Consider the following 14858-nt stretch of genomic DNA (forward strand, 5'->3'; position numbering starts at 1 on the left):
TCCCCGTGACCGATCGCCTGATGCTGCTCGATACCGCCAGCCTCTACTTCCGCGCCTTCTACGGGGTGCCGGACAGCGTCACCGCGCCGGACGGCTCCCCCATCAATGCGGCGCGGGGCCTGCTCGACATCGTCGCCAAGCTCGTCACGCTGTACGAACCCACCCAGATCATCGCCTGCTGGGACGACGACTGGCGTCCGCAGTGGCGCGTCGACCTCATCCCGAGCTACAAGAGCCATCGCGTCGTCGAGGTCGTCGCGGACGCGCCCGACGTGGAAGAGGTTCCGGACCCGCTCGAGGCGCAGATCCCTCTCATCCGGCAGTCGCTCGCGGCCCTCGACATCCCGATCATCGGTGTCGCCGCCCACGAGGCCGATGACGTGATCGGCACGCTCGCGACGGCATCCGCTCTCCCCGTCGACATCGTCACCGGGGATCGCGACCTGTTCCAACTCGTCGACGACGCGCGTGGCGTCCGTGTGATCTACACCGCCCGCGGCATGAGCAATCTCGAGATCGTCACCGATGCGACCGTCGTCGCCAAGTACGGCGTCCTGCCCAGCCAGTACACCGACTTCGCCACGATGCGCGGCGACGCCTCCGACGGCCTCCCCGGCGTGGCGGGCGTCGGCGAGAAGACCGCCGCGACCCTCCTGCAGGCCAACACCGACCTGGAGGGCATCCGCGCGGCGGCCGCTGCAGGTGAGGGCATGAGCGCCGGCGTGCGCGCGAAGATCCTCGCGGCGAGCGACTATCTCGACGTCGCTCCGACGGTCGTCGCCGTGGCCACCGGTCTCGACATCAGTGCTCCGGGCATCCAGCTGCATCCGCTCGACGATGTCGCGCTCGGCGAGGCCACGTCGCTCGCCGAGCAGTGGAACCTCACGTCGTCGATGAACCGCGCGATCTCCGCGATCGACAAGGTCACGGCCTCCGCCTGACCGTCAGTCCGCCCAGGCCAGCAGGCGCTCCAGGCCCCAGGTGGTGACGATCCGGGATGCCGGCACCCCTGCGCGCTCCGCTCGCTCGGCGCCGTGGTCGAGAAGCGACAGCTGGCCGGGCGCGTGGGCATCGGAATCGATCGAGAACAGGCATCCGGCCTCGAGAGCGAGCGCGATCAGTTCGTCCGGCGGATCCTGACGTTCCGGCCGGGAGTTGATCTCGACGGCGACCCCGTTCTCGGCGCACGCCGCGAACACGGCGGCCGCGTCGAACTCCGACGACGGTCGCGTGCCACGCTCCCCCTGCACCAGACGTCCCGTGCAGTGGCCGAGCACATTCACCCGGGGGTGCGCGACCGCGGCGAGCATCCGGCGGGTCATCGACCGCGAGTCCATCCGCAGCTTCGAGTGCACGGACGCGACCACGACGTCGAGCTCGCGGAGAAGCCCCTCCTCCTGATCGAGCGCCCCGTCATCGAGGATGTCCACCTCGATCCCCGCCAAGAGCGTGAACCCCTCGCCGGACTCGGCGCGCACGAGGGGGATCTGTTCGCGCAGTCGCTCCGCCGAGAGTCCGCGCGCCACCCGCAGACGCGGCGAGTGATCGGTGATCGCCTGGTACTCGTGGCCTTGCGCTCGAGCCGCAGCCGCCATGACCCCGATCGATGTCGTTCCGTCCGACCAGTCGGTGTGCGCATGGAGGTCGCCCCGAAGCCTCCTTCGCAGGTCGGAGACGCGCTCCGGCTCCACGTCGCCCCGGAGCTCGACCAGATAGTCGGGCACCGCGCCCTGCTGCGCCTGACGGATCACCGCGAAGGTCGACGCACCGATCCCCGGTGCCGCACGGAGACGGTTCGGATCGGCACGGACATCGTCCGGCAATCCGTCGAACGTCGCGGCTGCCTGCCGGAACGCCTTGGCCCGGTACCGCGACGCGCGCTCGCGCTCGAGCAGCGAGGCGATCTCGAGCAGCGCGGCGATCGGTTCCATGGTGCACCTCAGACGGCGGCGAGCTCCCGGCTGACGCCGATCCATTCATCCAGCTTCGCCAGCGCCCCGCCGTCGTCGACGACAGCGGCAGCACGCTCGTGCGCGCTGCGCAGGCGTTCGAGGATCGGACGCTGCACCTGGGCGGCGTCCTGAGAAAGCTCGAAAGCGACGATCCCCGCGGCGGCGTTAAGCAGCACGATGTCACGCACCGCTCCGCTCTCCCCCTCCAGAGTCCGGCGGAGAACGCCCGCGTTGTGCTCCGGCGAGCCCCCGAGCAGATCCGAGAGCTCGGCGAGCGGGATGCCGAGGTCTCGCGGGTCCAGGTCGTGCTCGTGCACGTCTCCCCGCGTGACCTCCCAGATCCGGCTGTGTCCGGTGGTGGTGAGTTCGTCGAGTCCGTCGTCGCCGCGGAAGACCAGCGCGGTGGCGCCTCGCGTGCGGAACACTCCGGTGATGAGGGGAACGCGCTCCAGTTGAGCGACGCCCACGGCGTTCGCCTCCGCGCGCGCGGGGTTGCAGAGGGGTCCGAGCATGTTGAACACCGTCGGGACGCCGAGCTGCGACCGTACGGCTCCCGCATGCTTGAACCCCGGGTGGAATGCGCCCGCCCAGGCGAAGGTGATGCCCGTCCGGTCGAGGATCGACGCCACGGCGGCAGGATCCAGAGTGAGCTCGAGGCCGAGCGCGCCGAGCACGTCGGAGGACCCCGAGGCGGAGCTGGCCGCCCGATTGCCGTGCTTCACGACGGGGATCCCCATCGCGCCGATGACGATGGCCGCGGTCGTCGAGACGTTGACCGTTCCGACGCGGTCGCCGCCCGTGCCCACGATGTCGAGGACGTCGGGTGAGACCGGGAGCGGGACAGCGGCTTCGAGGATCGCGTCACGGAAACCGACGATCTCGTCGATCGTCTCGCCCTTCGCACGCAGAGCGACGAGGAATCCGGCCAACTGAGCCTCGGTGACATCACCCCGCATGATCTGTCGCATCGCCCACGTCGACTCCCAGACGCTGAGGTCGCGACGCTCCAGGAGAGTGGTGAGCACGTCGGACCAGGTCAGGGATTCAGCCATGTGTGCGATCCTATCGGCGCCGAGAAAACCTGCATCCCGTCTTCCACGGATGCCGACGACCGGTGCACCCGCGATTTCCCGCGGATTCACCGACGATTCGCAGTGTTTTCTTAGGGTTACCTAAGTGAAAAGCTGGCGAAACGAGGCCTCCTGGTGCAAGAATCACCCCGGGGAATCGGCCATAATGGAACGGTGACGACCTCAGCGACGTATGCCCCGGCGGCGAGAACCATCAAGCGGCCCAACCCGGTAGCTGTCGGCACCATTGTGTGGCTCGGCAGTGAAGTGATGTTCTTCGCGGGACTCTTCGCGATCTACTTCACGCTCCGAAGCACCTCCCCCGAACTCTGGGCCGACCGCACCGAGCTGCTGAACGTCCCGTTCGCGTTCGTGAACACCGCGATCCTCGTGCTCTCGTCGTTCACCTGCCAGATGGGTGTGTTCGCGGCCGAGGACCTCCAGCCCTACAAGATCGGCAAGGGCCAGAAGAACGGTGCCGGCCGTCGCCGCCTGTTCGGCTGGGGAATGGTCGAGTGGTTCTTCCTCACCTTCGCCCTCGGTGCCATCTTCGTCTCCGGCCAGGTCTGGGAGTACGCGCAGCTCGTCGCAGAGGGCATGCCCATCAGCGCCGACTCCTACGCTTCCGCGTTCTACCTGACCACGGGCTTCCACGCGCTGCACGTGACGGGCGGACTCGTCGCGTTCCTGCTCGTCATCGGACGCGCGTTCGCCGTCAAGAACTTCCGGCACAAGGAGGCGACCTCTTCGATCGTGGTGTCCTACTACTGGCACTTCGTCGACGTCGTCTGGATCGTGCTGTTCGTCGTAATTTACTTCCTGAAATAAGAGCGGAGCTGATCCCCGAGATGGCACGAGAGAAGAAGCGCCGTTCTGGCGGTCGCCGCAGCCCCCTGGCTGCCGCGGCCCTCATCGGAGCAGGCCTGATGATCACCGGCGCCGTGTACGCCGGCGCGTCCGCGGCCTTCGCCGCGACCGACACGCAGACCGCGGCGACCACCCTGACCGTCGAGGACGGCGAGAAGCTGTTCCAGGCGAACTGCGCCACCTGCCACGGCCTCGACCTGCAGGGAACCCCCAACGGCCCGAGCCTCTACGGCGTCGGCGAGCTCGCCACCGAGTTCCAGCTCTCCACCGGACGCATGCCGCTGCAGATGCAGGGACCTCAGGCACCACAGAAGGAGCCGCAGTTCACCGAGGACCAGATCCTCGCGATCTCGTCCTTCGTGCAGTCCACGGCTCCCGGCCCGACCTTCCCCGAGGACCGCATCCTCGACGGAGAGGGTGACGTCGCGCACGGCGCCGAACTCTTCCGCGTCAACTGCGCGATGTGCCACAACGTGGCCGCTGCCGGTGGTGCGCTCACCGAGGGCAAGTACGCCCCCGCTCTGACCGAGACCAGCGCGCTGCACATGTACGCCGCCATGGTCACCGGCCCCCAGAACATGCCGGTCTTCGGCGACATGAACCTGTCGGACGAAGACAAGCGCGACATCATCTCGGCTCTCCTGTACCAGCAGCAGTCCGTGCAGATCGGCGGGTTCTCCCTCGGATCTCTCGGACCGGTCTCGGAGGGCCTGTTCGTCTGGATCTTCGGCATCGGCGCACTCGTCGCCATCACCGTGTGGATCACGGCGAAGTCCAACTGACGCTTAATCATCGAAGAGGAACGTACGAGGAGCACCATGGCACACGACGACGACTCGCAGGCTCTTGACAGGGCCTACCAGCCCTCTCCGGGGCTGGGCGTCGCAGTCAGCGACCCTGTGCAGAACCCGGGCCTGCCGCCGCACCGCGAGCGGATGACCGACAAGGACCCGCGCGCGGAGAAGGCCGCGGTCCGCACGGTCTACACGCTGTTCTACCTGTCGCTCGCGGGCAGCATATGGGCGGTCGCCGCCTACATGCTGTTCCCGATCGAGAGCGGCGCGCTCATCGACATCCGTCAGAACAACCTCTTCATCGGACTCGGCATCGCCCTCGCGCTGCTCTCCCTCGGCCTCGGAGCGATCCACTGGTCGAAGGCGCTCATGTCCGACAAGGAGCACATCGAGCACCGCCACCCGACCCGCGGCAAGGACTCGACCCGTGAGGCCGCGATCAAGGCGTTCTCCGACGCGAACGAGGAGTCCGGGTTCGGACGTCGCACGATGATCCGCAACTCGCTGTTCGCAGCGCTCGTCGCGTCGATCATCCCGGGTGTCACCCTCTTCCGCGGCCTGGCCCCGCATGCCACGCCGGACGACCCCTACGCGGGCGACCCGGTCCACCTGCTCAAGCACACCATGTGGGAAGAGGGCATGCGCCTCGTCCGCGACCCGGACGGCACGCCGATCCGCGCCGCCGACGTCACGCTCGGCTCCGCCTTCCACGTGATCCCGGCCGACCTGGCCGAGCTGAGCCACCACGACGGCTACCTCGAGGAGAAGGCGAAGGCCATCGTGCTCATGATGCGCCTGCGTCCCGAGCAGCTGATCGAGTCCGAGGAGCGCAAGGACTGGTCGTACGACGGCATCGTCGCGTACTCGAAGGTGTGCACCCACGTCGGATGCCCGGTCGCGCTCTACGAGCAGCAGACCCACCACCTCCTCTGCCCCTGCCACCAGTCGCAGTTCGATGTGACGGATCACGCCAAGGTCATCTTCGGACCGGCCGCGCGCCCGCTGCCTCAGCTGCCCATCACCGTCGACGACGAGGGCTACCTCGTCGCGCGCAGTGACTTCACCGAGCCCGTCGGCCCGAGCTTCTGGGAGCGCCATTGAGCACCGCAACGCTGTCCAAAGAGGACAAGGACACCAAGGCGCCTCTCGGCGGCCGATTCGTCGGCGCCGCGTCGAACTACATCGATGAGCGCACCAGCCTCTCCGGCTTCGTCAAGGAGCTGGGCCGCAAGATCTTCCCCGACCACTGGTCGTTCATGCTGGGTGAGATCGCCCTGTGGAGCTTCGTCGTCGTGTTCCTCTCCGGAACCTTCCTGACGTTCTTCTTCCAGGCGTCGATGGTCGAGACCCACTACACCGGTGCCTACGCCCCGATGCGCGGCATCGAGATGTCCGCCGCGCTCGAGTCGTCACTCCACATCTCGTTCGACCTCCGTGGCGGTCTGCTCGTCCGTCAGATCCACCACTGGGCCGCTCTGGTCTTCGTGGCCGGTATCGGCGTCCACATGCTCCGCGTGTTCTTCACCGGTGCGTTCCGCAAGCCGCGCGAGCTGAACTGGGTGATCGGTTTCGTCCTCTTCATCCTCGCTCTCGCCGAGGGCTTCACGGGATACTCGCTCCCCGACGACCTGCTCTCGGGTAACGGCCTCCGCATCATCGACGGCATGGTCAAGGGTCTCCCCCTCATCGGTACGTGGACGTCGTTCCTCCTGTTCGGTGGCGAGTTCCCCGGTACGGACATCGTCGGACGCCTGTACTCGCTGCACATCCTGCTGCTGCCGATGCTCGTGATCGCGCTGATCGTCGTGCACCTCATGCTCATGATCATCAACAAGCACACGCAGTTCGCCGGCCCCGGCCGCACGAACGACAACGTCGTGGGCTACCCGATGATGCCGGTGTACATGTCGAAGATGGGCGGATACCTGTTCATCGTCTTCGGCACGATCGTCCTGATCGCGACGTTCTTCCAGATCAACCCGATCTGGAACTACGGCCCCTACGACCCCTCCCCCGTGTCCGCCGGAACCCAGCCCGACTGGTACATCGGCTTCGCGGACGGCGCGCTGCGTCTGGCCCCGTCGAACTGGGACATCGTGTTCCTCGACCACACCTGGTCGTTCGGCATCCTGGTGCCGGTGGCCGTGCTCGGTCTGTTCATCGTCGCCGTCGCGATCTACCCCTTCATCGAAGCGTGGATCACCGGAGACAAGCGCGAGCACCACATCGCGCAGCGCCCGCGCAACGCGGCGACCCGCACCGCCATCGGCGTGGCCGGCGTCATCTTCTACGCGGTGCTCTGGGCTGCAGCATCGTCCGACCTCATCGCGACGCACTTCATGCTCACGATGGAGGGTGTCATCCACACGCTCCAGGCGCTGCTGTTCCTGGGACCGATCCTCGGCTACTTCGTCACCAAGCGCATCTGCATCGCCCTGCAGAAGAAAGACCGCGAGATCGTCCTCCACGGCTACGAGTCGGGTCGCATCGTCCGCCTCCCCGGCGGCGAGTTCATCGAGGTGCACCAGCCGGTCGATCAGTACGACCGCTGGAAGCTCATCGACGTCGACGGCTACGAGCCGCTCGTCGTGCGCCCCAACGCCAAGGGACGCATCCCGTGGACCGAGAACCTGCGTTCGTCGATGTCGCGCTGGTTCTTCGAGGACCGCCTCGCTCCGCTCACTCAGGCGGAGGTCGCCGCTGCGGATGCTCATCAGCACCACGTCACGGCGCACAACGAGGAGACCGAGGCCACCGAGATCCAGGGCGCTCACGAGCGTGCCGGCTTCCCGGATGCCCCGCTCGAGGCCACTGAGGACCACGTCGACGAGACGCCGAACACGCCCAGCACGGTCATCGCGACCGAGCCCGTGAAGAAGCCTCACAAGAAGAAGTCGGAGGACGGCGAGTAGCCACTCACCGCTCTCCTGAAAGGGCCCTGTCCATACGGACAGGGCCCTTTCGCATTCCCGTGGGAGGATCGAGGCATGACGTCCGTGGTTCGACTCATCCGATCCGATTCTCTCGCCGATACCCCGTACGCGTACGCCGCGACCGCACCCGCAGGCTCGCGTCTCGTCTTCCTGGCCGGCGCCTGTCCGCTGAACGATGACGGGACGACGACCGCGCCGGGCGACTACGCCGCTCAGGCCGCACGATGCATCGAGACCCTCCGCGCCGCACTCGCCGCGGCGGACGCATCCCTGACCGATGTGATCAGCACACGGGTGCTCGTGGCGTCCTCTCGTCAGGCCGACCTCGTCACGGCCTGGAACGTCGTGGAGTCCGCCTTCGGTTCACACGACGTCCCGAGCACCCTCCTAGGGGTGACGGTGCTCGGCTACGACGACCAGCTCGTCGAGATCGAGGCGATCGCCGCTGTGCAAGGCGGAGCACGATGAGCGGTCGAGACGGCGTGATTCGCGCCGCGCGTGCGGACGACGCGGAGATCCTCGAGGCGATCGAAGCATCCGCGGACAGTCTGCTCATCGAAACTCTCGGAGCATGGGACTGGCCGCCGGCCGGGGACGGCGTATCGCGACTGGTCGACCCCGGTTTCGTCCTGCTCATCGAGGAGGACTCCACCCACTCCCCCGTCGGTTTCGTGCACGTGCTCGATGCCGACGGCTACGCGCATCTTGAACAGCTGTCGGTGGTTCCGACCGCAGGACGCCAGGGGCACGGCCGCGCTCTCGTCCTGGCCGCGCTTTCCGAGGCACAGGGTCGCGGATACTCTCGCGTGACTCTGCGCACCTACGCCGAGATCCCCTGGAACGCCCCCTTCTACGCCTCGTGCGGCTTCGTCGAGAGTCTCCCGGAATCCGCGTTCCACCGATCACTCGTCGAGTCCGAGGCGTCCCTCGGACTCGAGAGGTACGGGCGCAGGGTGCAGATGACCGTGGACCTCGATGCCGCGCCCGGCCTGTCCGGAAACCGCTGACGAATGACCGTATAGCGCGCACATCCGATACTGAGCTCTCCTACGCTGAGAGACATGATCGACCGAGCCGACTACTTCGCCGCCAAACTCGAGTATGAGACCGACGCCAGCGACGTTCATGCCGACCTCCGCGCGGGCACGCCGATCGTCGTGATCGACGTACGATCCGCCGAAGCATGGGCTCAAGGCCGAGTCGCGGGCGCGACGCACATGCACTACAGCGAGATCGAGACCCGAGCGCCGGCGGAGATCCCCTCCGACAGTGAGGTCGTCGTGTACTGCTGGAGCCCCGGCTGCAACGCAGGCGCGAAAGGCGCACTGGCGTTCTCGCGACTGGGCTACTCCGTGCGGGAGATGATCGGCGGGTTCGAGTACTGGGTGCGCGAAGGGTATCCCGTGGAAGACGCCGACGGCGTGCACCACCGCCCCGTCGACCCACTCACCGGCATCCCACGGGTGCGCAATCGCGCCTGACATGAAGAAGCCCCCGGGGACTCCCCGGGGGCTTCTTCATGCGTTCACTCAGCGGGCGAAGTTACCGCGGTAGTACTCGTACACCCACCCGACGATCGCGACGACGAAGATCGCCAGCCCGATCGGAAGGAGGAAGTGACCGACGGCCAGACCGACCACGAAGACACCGGCGGATGCCGCCAGCACCAGAGGCCACCACGACCACGGGCTGAACTCGCCGAGCTCGGGGTCACCATCGTCGATGTCCGACGTGAGGATGTCCTCCGGCAGTTCACCGCCCTGCGCGTTGTGGGTGCGGTCGAGGTAGAAGGCGATCATGGCGCCCATGAAGGCGGCGAAGAACAGGGCGGTCGTACCGACCCACTCGATCCGCATCGCGAAGTTGTCGTCCGGCGTGGCGAGGATGTGCCAGCCGGTGTAGACGACACCGACGAGGGCGAAGAAGGCGGTGAGGATCCACCAGAGAATGACGTTGTCGCGCATGGCTCAGTGGACCTCTCGCTCGCCCGGAGCCGTCGTGGCGAACTCCGCTGCTTCGGGGTGGTTCAGGTCGAAGGCCGGACGCTCGCTGCGGATGCGCGGGATCGACGTGAAGTTGTGACGCGGCGGCGGGCAGGACGTCGCCCACTCGAGCGATGCACCGTAGCCCCACGGATCGTTGACGGTGACCTTCGGAGCCTTGCGGGCGGTGATCCAGACGTTCAGGAAGAACGGGATCATCGACGCACCGAGGATCATCGCTCCGATCGTCGAGACCTGGTTCTGCCAGGTCCAGCCATCGGCTGCCGAGTAGTCCGCGTAGCGACGCACCATGCCGTCGACGCCCAGCCAGTGCTGGATGAGGAAGGTCATGTGGAAGCCGATGAACAGCATCCAGAAGTGCACGTAGCCGAGACGCTCGTTGAGCATGCGTCCGGTCCACTTCGGCCACCAGAAGTAGAAGCCGGCGAACATCGCGAAGACGACGGTTCCGAAGACGACGTAGTGGAAGTGCGCGACGACGAAGTAGGAATCCGACAGGGCGAAGTCCAGCGGCGGGGCCGCGAGGATGACGCCGGTCAGACCACCGAAGACGAACGAGACGAGGAAGCCGAGGGAGAACACCATCGGCGTCTCGAAGGTCACGGACCCTCGCCACATCGTGCCGATCCAGTTGAAGATCTTCACACCCGTCGGCACGGCGATGAGCATGGTCATCAGCGCGAAGAACGGGAGCAGGACGGATCCGGTGACGTACATGTGGTGCGCCCAGACGGCCACCGAGAGCGCCGCGATCGCGATCGTGGCGTACACGAGCGTCTTGTATCCGAAGATCGGCTTGCGGCTGAACACGGGGAAGATCTCGGAGACGATACCGAAGAACGGCAACGCGATGATGTAGACCTCGGGGTGCCCGAAGAACCAGAACAGGTGCTGCCAGAGCAGCACGCCACCGTTGGCCGGGTCGTAGATGTGAGCACCGAGCACGCGGTCTGCACCGGCGGCGAAGATCGCAGCCGCGAGGACCGGGAACGCCATCAGGATCAGGAGGCTCGTGACGAGCGTGTTCCACGAGAAGATCGGCATGCGCCACATCGTCATACCCGGTGCACGCATCGTGATGATGGTCGTGATGAAGTTCACGGCACCGAGGATGGTTCCGAATCCGGAGATGCCGAGGCCGAGCATCCAGAGGTTTCCACCGGCACCCGGCGAGAACGAGGCGCTCGCGAGCGGCTGGTAGGCGAACCATCCGAAGGACGCCGCACCCTGCGGGGTGAGGAAGCCGGCGACGGCGATCGTCGAGCCGAAGAGGAAGAGCCAGAACGCGAAGGCGTTCAGACGCGGGAAGGCAACGTCCGGTGCACCGATCTGCAGCGGCAGGATCGCGTTCGCGAAGCCCGCGAACAGTGGCGTCGCGAACATCAGCAGCATGATCGTGCCGTGCATCGTGAACAGCTGGTTGTACTGCTCCTTCGTCGGGATGATCTGCATTCCCGGAGCGAAGAGCTCGGCGCGGATGACGAGGGCCATCACGCCGCCGAGGAGGAAGAACAGCACCGAGGCGATGAGGTACATGTACCCGATCGTCTTGTGGTCGGTGGAGGTGATCCACTTGACGACGATGTTGCCCTTCTGCTCGACGCGCGAGGAGCTCATGAGAGCGGCCTGGCGCGCGGGCAGGGTGGTGGGACGGGAGCGGTTCGCCTCGTCGGTGCGGGGTGCTTCAGTCGTCGACATGGCTTACTCCTCTCCTTCTTCGGAGTCGTTCTTCGGGGTCGTTCCGGGGTAGTTGCCCAGACGGTCGTACGCGTCCGTGATGTCTCCGGTGTTGCCCTTGTCCTTGAGCTCGTCGAGGTACGCGTCGTACTCGTCCTGCTCGACGACCTTGACGTTGAAGAGCATCATCGAGTGGTACTCACCGCAGAGCTCGGCGCACTTTCCGGCGTACTCCCCCACGCGGGTGGGGATGAACGACCAGGAGTTGTCCTTGCCGATGTACATGTCCTTCTTGTACAGGAAGTCGATGATCCAGAAGGAGTGGATGACGTCGCGCGACTGGAGCTTGATGGTGACCTTCTGGTCGACCGGGAGCACCAGCGTCGGCAGCTGCGACTGGTCGATGTTGCCCTCGGCGTCGGGCTGGGCCTGGATGCCCATCGTCCACACCGTGTCGTCGTCGGAGTCCGCGTCGTACTGGAAGTCCCACGCCCACTGCTTCGCGATCGCGGTGATCTCGACATCGGGGTCGTCCCACTGCGTCTCGATCGCGGCCTGGTCACGCGCGGTGAAGAAGAACATGCCGAGCACGAGGATCAGCGGCACGATCGTGTAGAAGATCTCGATCGGCATGTTGTAGCGCATCTGGACGGGAAGCCCCGTCTGACCCTTGCGGCGACGGTACGCGATCGCGGCCCAGGCCATCAGGCCCCAGGTGATCACGCCGACCGCGAGGAGGACGATCCAGGAGTTCACCCAGAGCGACGACACACGCTCGGTCTGGTTGGTGGCAGCGGGGCCATCATCGACGAAGCCGGGGAGATAGCCGTTCAGCTCGGCGGTGGTACATCCCGCCAGGGCCACAGCTGCCGCGACTCCCAGAGGGAGTGCGGCCCAACGAAGGCGGCGGCGTTTCGAGGGCACGATGCACCTTTCAGATTGCGGATAGGGCACACCCAAGTCTAGAGCAACCTCACACCCGATTCATGCCAACCACGCAGGTTGGCGGAGCCGATACGGGTCAGTGGAAGCTGTCGCCGCAGGCGCAGCTTCCGGCCGCGTTGGGGTTGTCGATCGTGAAGCCCTGCTCCGAGATCGAATCCTTGAAATCGATGGATGCGCCGTCGAGGTACGGCACGCTCATGTTGTCGACGATGACCTCGACGCCGTCGAAGTCGACGGTCTCGTCGCCCTCGAGGAAGCGCTCGTCGAAGTAGAGCTGGTAGATCAGTCCCGAGCATCCGCCCGGCTGAACGGCGACGCGCAGACGAAGATCGTCGCGTCCCTCCTGCTCGAGGAGGTTCTTCACCTTGGTCGCGGCCGCGTCGGTGAGGCTGATGCCGTGGGCCTTGGTGGTCTCTGAGGTCAGGGTGGTGTCGCTCATGTCGCTCCTTGTGACGGGCCGCAGTCGCACGGCTTTCCCCGTAATTCTACCGTCGCTGCCGGCGAAGGCGGCGAGATCCGGGAGAAGCCGTGCGACGGGGCGTCACTGCGGGAGAGTGAGGGCGTTCATCCGCGCCAGGAGCAGCGCCTCGGTCGCGACCGCGTTGCGGAAGGTGTCGAGGTGCAGCGACTCGTTCGGGCTGTGGGCGCGGGAGTGCGGATCTTCGACGCCCGTGACGAGGATCTGCGCCTCGGGGAACTCGCGCACCAGGTCGGCGATGAACGGGATCGAACCTCCGACCCCCAGATCCACGGGCGGAACACCGTACCCGTCGCGCATCGCGTCGCGGGTGAGGGCGACCGCCCACCCGGAGGTGTCGACCAGGAATCCGTTGCCCAGGTCGACGTCGGAGAACGTCAGCTCCGCTCCGAACGGCGCATTCGCCCGCAGGTGCCGCTCGAGCGCCTCGTAGGCCTCCTGTCCGCTCTGGCCGGGTGCGACACGGGCGCTGAGGACCACCGTCACCTCCGGGAGCAGCGTGTTGGATGCCGCGGCAACGCTCGTGGCGTCGATGCCGATCACGGTGACCGACGGCTTGTTCCAGATGCGGCTGAGGATCGTGCCATCGCCGATCGGCATCGTGCCGGGCAGGAGCCCCGCCTCGTCGCGCAGCGTCTCCTCGGTGTAGTCCGGAGTCGCGGCATCCCGCTCGGCCATCCCCTCGACAGCGACCGACCCGTCGTCGTTCCACAGGGTCGAGAGGAGCTTCACCGTGGCCATCATCGCGTCCGGGATCGCGCCGCCGAACATGCCGGAGTGCGAGGCGTGCTCGAGGGTGCGGACGCGCATCGTGAACCGCGCGTTCCCCCGCAGCGACACCGTCAGACCCGGCGTCGTGGAATCCCAGTTACCCGAGTCGGCGACGACGATCGCGTCGGCACGCAGAGCGTCCTTGTTGTCGGAGAGGAACTGCGCGAAGGAACGCGAGCCGTACTCCTCCTCCCCCTCGATGAACATCGCGATCCCGAGGTCGAGATCGTCGCCGATGGCGTCGGCGACGGCACGGATCGACGCGATGTGGGCCATGATCCCGGCCTTGTCGTCCGCCGCGCCACGACCGTAGAGACGTCCGTCGCGCACGGTCGGCTCGAACGGCGGCGTCTCCCAGAGCGCGTCATCGCCCGGAGGCTGCACGTCGTGGTGGGCGTAGAGCAGGATCGTCGGACGCCCGTTGCGAGCCGCCCGGGTGGCCAGGACGGCGGGTTGGCCCTGCTCATCGGTGCCGGGGATGCCGGCACGGAGGATGCGCACCTCGTCGAACACACCGGTATCCGTCGCGAGCGCGGCCACGGCCTCGGCACTGCGCTCGAGCTGGGTCTGATCGAAGGCCGGCCAGGCCATGCCGGGGATGCGCACGAGACGCCCGAGATCAGACAGCGCGGCCGGACCGCCGGTCGCCACCGCCTCGAGAATGTCCGATTCGGAGACAGGGGGAATCTCAGCAGAGGTCATGCGAGTAATCTTAAGGTGATCCCCCGTCAGCGAACCGAGGAACCTCGTGGCCACTACTCCTGCATCCCCGTCGACGAACGACGACGCCCCCGAGACGCCGGTCGTCGGAAAGGGCCGCGCGACGCCGAGCCGCGCCGAGCAGGAGGCCGCCCGCCGCCGCCCCCTCGTCGCCAACACCAAGGAGGCGAAGGCCGCGGCCCGCGCCGACCTCAACGAGCGTCGCGCCCGGGCGCAGGCCGGCATGGCCGCCGGTGAGGAGAAGTACCTCCCCGCACGCGACAAGGGACCGCAGCGCCGCTGGGTGCGCGACTACGTGGATGCCGGTTGGCACCCCGCCGAGTTCGTGATGGCGGTGATGGTGCTCGTGATCCTGGCGACGCTCGTGCCGTTCAGCACGCTCGTCTCCTACTACGCCTACCTCGTGATGATGGCGTATCTCGTCATCGCGATCGGCGGCATGATCCTTCTCGGCATCCGCGTCAAGCGCAAGGTCGCCGCGAAGTTCGGCCAGGAGCGCATGGAACGCGGCCTGGGCTGGTACGCCGCGATGCGTTCGCTGCAGATGCGCTTCATGCGCCTGCCGAAGCCGCAGGTCAAGCGCGGCCAGTACCCCGACTGATCTTCACGTTCCACGAAGAAGGCCTCGTCTCCGCTGTGGAGAAGAGG

General features: G+C 66.7%; 16 protein-coding genes. 9 read left to right on the plus strand and 7 right to left on the minus strand.

What is annotated here, in order from left to right:
* The first annotated feature begins 5 nt into the window (after positions 1 to 5).
* Complete coding sequence (locus ACFY9N_RS10090) at positions 6 to 941, plus strand: 5'-3' exonuclease H3TH domain-containing protein (RefSeq protein ID WP_391478362.1); 936 nt, start codon at positions 6 to 8, stop codon at positions 939 to 941.
* Between the two features lie 3 nt (positions 942 to 944).
* On the opposite strand, the gene ACFY9N_RS10095 is transcribed toward ACFY9N_RS10090, so the two are convergent.
* Both ACFY9N_RS10095 and trpD read right to left on the minus strand, forming a co-directional pair.
* Positions 945 to 1931, minus strand: coding sequence for a PHP domain-containing protein (locus tag ACFY9N_RS10095; RefSeq protein WP_391478363.1), 987 nt, complete (start codon positions 1929 to 1931; stop codon positions 945 to 947).
* An 8-nt stretch (positions 1932 to 1939) separates the two neighbouring features.
* Positions 1940 to 3004: an anthranilate phosphoribosyltransferase gene (gene trpD, locus ACFY9N_RS10100; RefSeq protein ID WP_391478364.1), complete on the minus strand. Its 1065-nt coding sequence runs from the start codon at positions 3002 to 3004 to the stop codon at positions 1940 to 1942.
* Positions 3005 to 3292: 288 nt separating this feature from the next.
* Here trpD and ACFY9N_RS10105 point away from each other — a divergent pair, with 288 nt between their 5' ends.
* The 7 genes from ACFY9N_RS10105 to ACFY9N_RS10135 all read left to right on the plus strand — a co-directional run bounded on the left by ACFY9N_RS10105 (position 3293) and on the right by ACFY9N_RS10135 (position 9097).
* On the plus strand, positions 3293 to 3850 hold the full coding sequence (locus ACFY9N_RS10105; RefSeq protein WP_391478481.1) for a heme-copper oxidase subunit III: 558 nt from the start codon (positions 3293 to 3295) through the stop codon (positions 3848 to 3850).
* Between the two features lie 20 nt (positions 3851 to 3870).
* Positions 3871 to 4671 carry a c-type cytochrome gene (locus ACFY9N_RS10110; RefSeq protein ID WP_391478365.1) on the plus strand — a complete coding sequence of 267 codons (801 nt, stop codon included), beginning with the start codon at positions 3871 to 3873 and terminating at the stop codon, positions 4669 to 4671.
* A gap of 36 nt (positions 4672 to 4707) precedes the next feature.
* Positions 4708 to 5784, plus strand: coding sequence for a Rieske 2Fe-2S domain-containing protein (locus ACFY9N_RS10115; RefSeq protein WP_391478366.1), 1077 nt, complete (start codon positions 4708 to 4710; stop codon positions 5782 to 5784).
* Positions 5781 to 7595: a cytochrome bc complex cytochrome b subunit gene (locus ACFY9N_RS10120; RefSeq protein WP_391478367.1), complete on the plus strand. Its 1815-nt coding sequence runs from the start codon at positions 5781 to 5783 to the stop codon at positions 7593 to 7595. The genes ACFY9N_RS10115 and ACFY9N_RS10120 overlap by 4 nt, the downstream gene beginning before the upstream one ends.
* 75 nt (positions 7596 to 7670) lie before the next feature.
* Positions 7671 to 8084 (plus strand): RidA family protein, encoded by a 414-nt coding sequence (locus ACFY9N_RS10125; RefSeq protein ID WP_391478368.1) that lies wholly within the window; start codon positions 7671 to 7673, stop codon positions 8082 to 8084.
* On the plus strand, positions 8081 to 8623 hold the full coding sequence (locus ACFY9N_RS10130; RefSeq protein ID WP_391478369.1) for a GNAT family N-acetyltransferase: 543 nt from the start codon (positions 8081 to 8083) through the stop codon (positions 8621 to 8623). Before ACFY9N_RS10125 ends, ACFY9N_RS10130 begins: the two co-directional genes overlap by 4 nt.
* A gap of 54 nt (positions 8624 to 8677) precedes the next feature.
* Positions 8678 to 9097: a rhodanese-like domain-containing protein gene (locus tag ACFY9N_RS10135; RefSeq protein WP_391478370.1), complete on the plus strand. Its 420-nt coding sequence runs from the start codon at positions 8678 to 8680 to the stop codon at positions 9095 to 9097.
* A gap of 48 nt (positions 9098 to 9145) precedes the next feature.
* On the opposite strand, the gene ACFY9N_RS10140 is transcribed toward ACFY9N_RS10135, so the two are convergent.
* The 5 genes from ACFY9N_RS10140 to ACFY9N_RS10160 form a co-directional block, all read right to left on the minus strand.
* On the minus strand, positions 9146 to 9580 hold the full coding sequence (locus ACFY9N_RS10140) for a cytochrome c oxidase subunit 4 (RefSeq protein WP_391478371.1): 435 nt from the start codon (positions 9578 to 9580) through the stop codon (positions 9146 to 9148).
* Between the two features lie 3 nt (positions 9581 to 9583).
* Positions 9584 to 11317: a cytochrome c oxidase subunit I gene (gene ctaD / locus ACFY9N_RS10145; RefSeq protein WP_391478372.1), complete on the minus strand. Its 1734-nt coding sequence runs from the start codon at positions 11315 to 11317 to the stop codon at positions 9584 to 9586.
* A 3-nt stretch (positions 11318 to 11320) separates the two neighbouring features.
* Entirely contained in the window at positions 11321 to 12220 is a 900-nt protein-coding gene (coxB, locus tag ACFY9N_RS10150) for a cytochrome c oxidase subunit II (RefSeq protein WP_391478373.1), read from the minus strand.
* Between the two features lie 97 nt (positions 12221 to 12317).
* Positions 12318 to 12680 carry an iron-sulfur cluster insertion protein ErpA gene (gene erpA / locus ACFY9N_RS10155; RefSeq protein ID WP_391478374.1) on the minus strand — a complete coding sequence of 121 codons (363 nt, stop codon included), beginning with the start codon at positions 12678 to 12680 and terminating at the stop codon, positions 12318 to 12320.
* Positions 12681 to 12782: 102 nt separating this feature from the next.
* Positions 12783 to 14192: a dipeptidase gene (locus ACFY9N_RS10160; protein WP_391478375.1), complete on the minus strand. Its 1410-nt coding sequence runs from the start codon at positions 14190 to 14192 to the stop codon at positions 12783 to 12785.
* A 46-nt stretch (positions 14193 to 14238) separates the two neighbouring features.
* Here ACFY9N_RS10160 and ACFY9N_RS10165 point away from each other — a divergent pair, with 46 nt between their 5' ends.
* Positions 14239 to 14811: a DUF3043 domain-containing protein gene (locus ACFY9N_RS10165; RefSeq protein WP_391478376.1), complete on the plus strand. Its 573-nt coding sequence runs from the start codon at positions 14239 to 14241 to the stop codon at positions 14809 to 14811.
* Positions 14812 to 14858 lie beyond the last annotated feature (47 nt).

It is taken from the genome of Microbacterium sp. NPDC008134 (assembly GCF_042957055.1).
Taxonomy (GTDB): Bacteria; Actinomycetota; Actinomycetes; order Actinomycetales; family Microbacteriaceae; genus Microbacterium.

Coding starts and splice junctions, on each gene's coding strand:
- ACFY9N_RS10095 (WP_391478363.1), bottom strand. CDS start 1,931: ATGGAACCGATCGCCGCGCTGCTCGAGATCGCCTCGCTGCTCGAGCGC.
- trpD (WP_391478364.1), bottom strand. CDS start 3,004: ATGGCTGAATCCCTGACCTGGTCCGACGTGCTCACCACTCTCCTGGAG.
- ACFY9N_RS10105 (WP_391478481.1), top strand. CDS start 3,293: ATGTTCTTCGCGGGACTCTTCGCGATCTACTTCACGCTCCGAAGCACC.
- ACFY9N_RS10110 (WP_391478365.1), top strand. CDS start 3,871: ATGGCACGAGAGAAGAAGCGCCGTTCTGGCGGTCGCCGCAGCCCCCTG.
- ACFY9N_RS10115 (WP_391478366.1), top strand. CDS start 4,708: ATGGCACACGACGACGACTCGCAGGCTCTTGACAGGGCCTACCAGCCC.
- ACFY9N_RS10125 (WP_391478368.1), top strand. CDS start 7,671: ATGACGTCCGTGGTTCGACTCATCCGATCCGATTCTCTCGCCGATACC.
- ACFY9N_RS10130 (WP_391478369.1), top strand. CDS start 8,081: ATGAGCGGTCGAGACGGCGTGATTCGCGCCGCGCGTGCGGACGACGCG.
- ACFY9N_RS10135 (WP_391478370.1), top strand. CDS start 8,678: ATGATCGACCGAGCCGACTACTTCGCCGCCAAACTCGAGTATGAGACC.
- ACFY9N_RS10140 (WP_391478371.1), bottom strand. CDS start 9,580: ATGCGCGACAACGTCATTCTCTGGTGGATCCTCACCGCCTTCTTCGCC.
- ctaD (WP_391478372.1), bottom strand. CDS start 11,317: ATGTCGACGACTGAAGCACCCCGCACCGACGAGGCGAACCGCTCCCGT.
- erpA (WP_391478374.1), bottom strand. CDS start 12,680: ATGAGCGACACCACCCTGACCTCAGAGACCACCAAGGCCCACGGCATC.
- ACFY9N_RS10160 (WP_391478375.1), bottom strand. CDS start 14,192: ATGACCTCTGCTGAGATTCCCCCTGTCTCCGAATCGGACATTCTCGAG.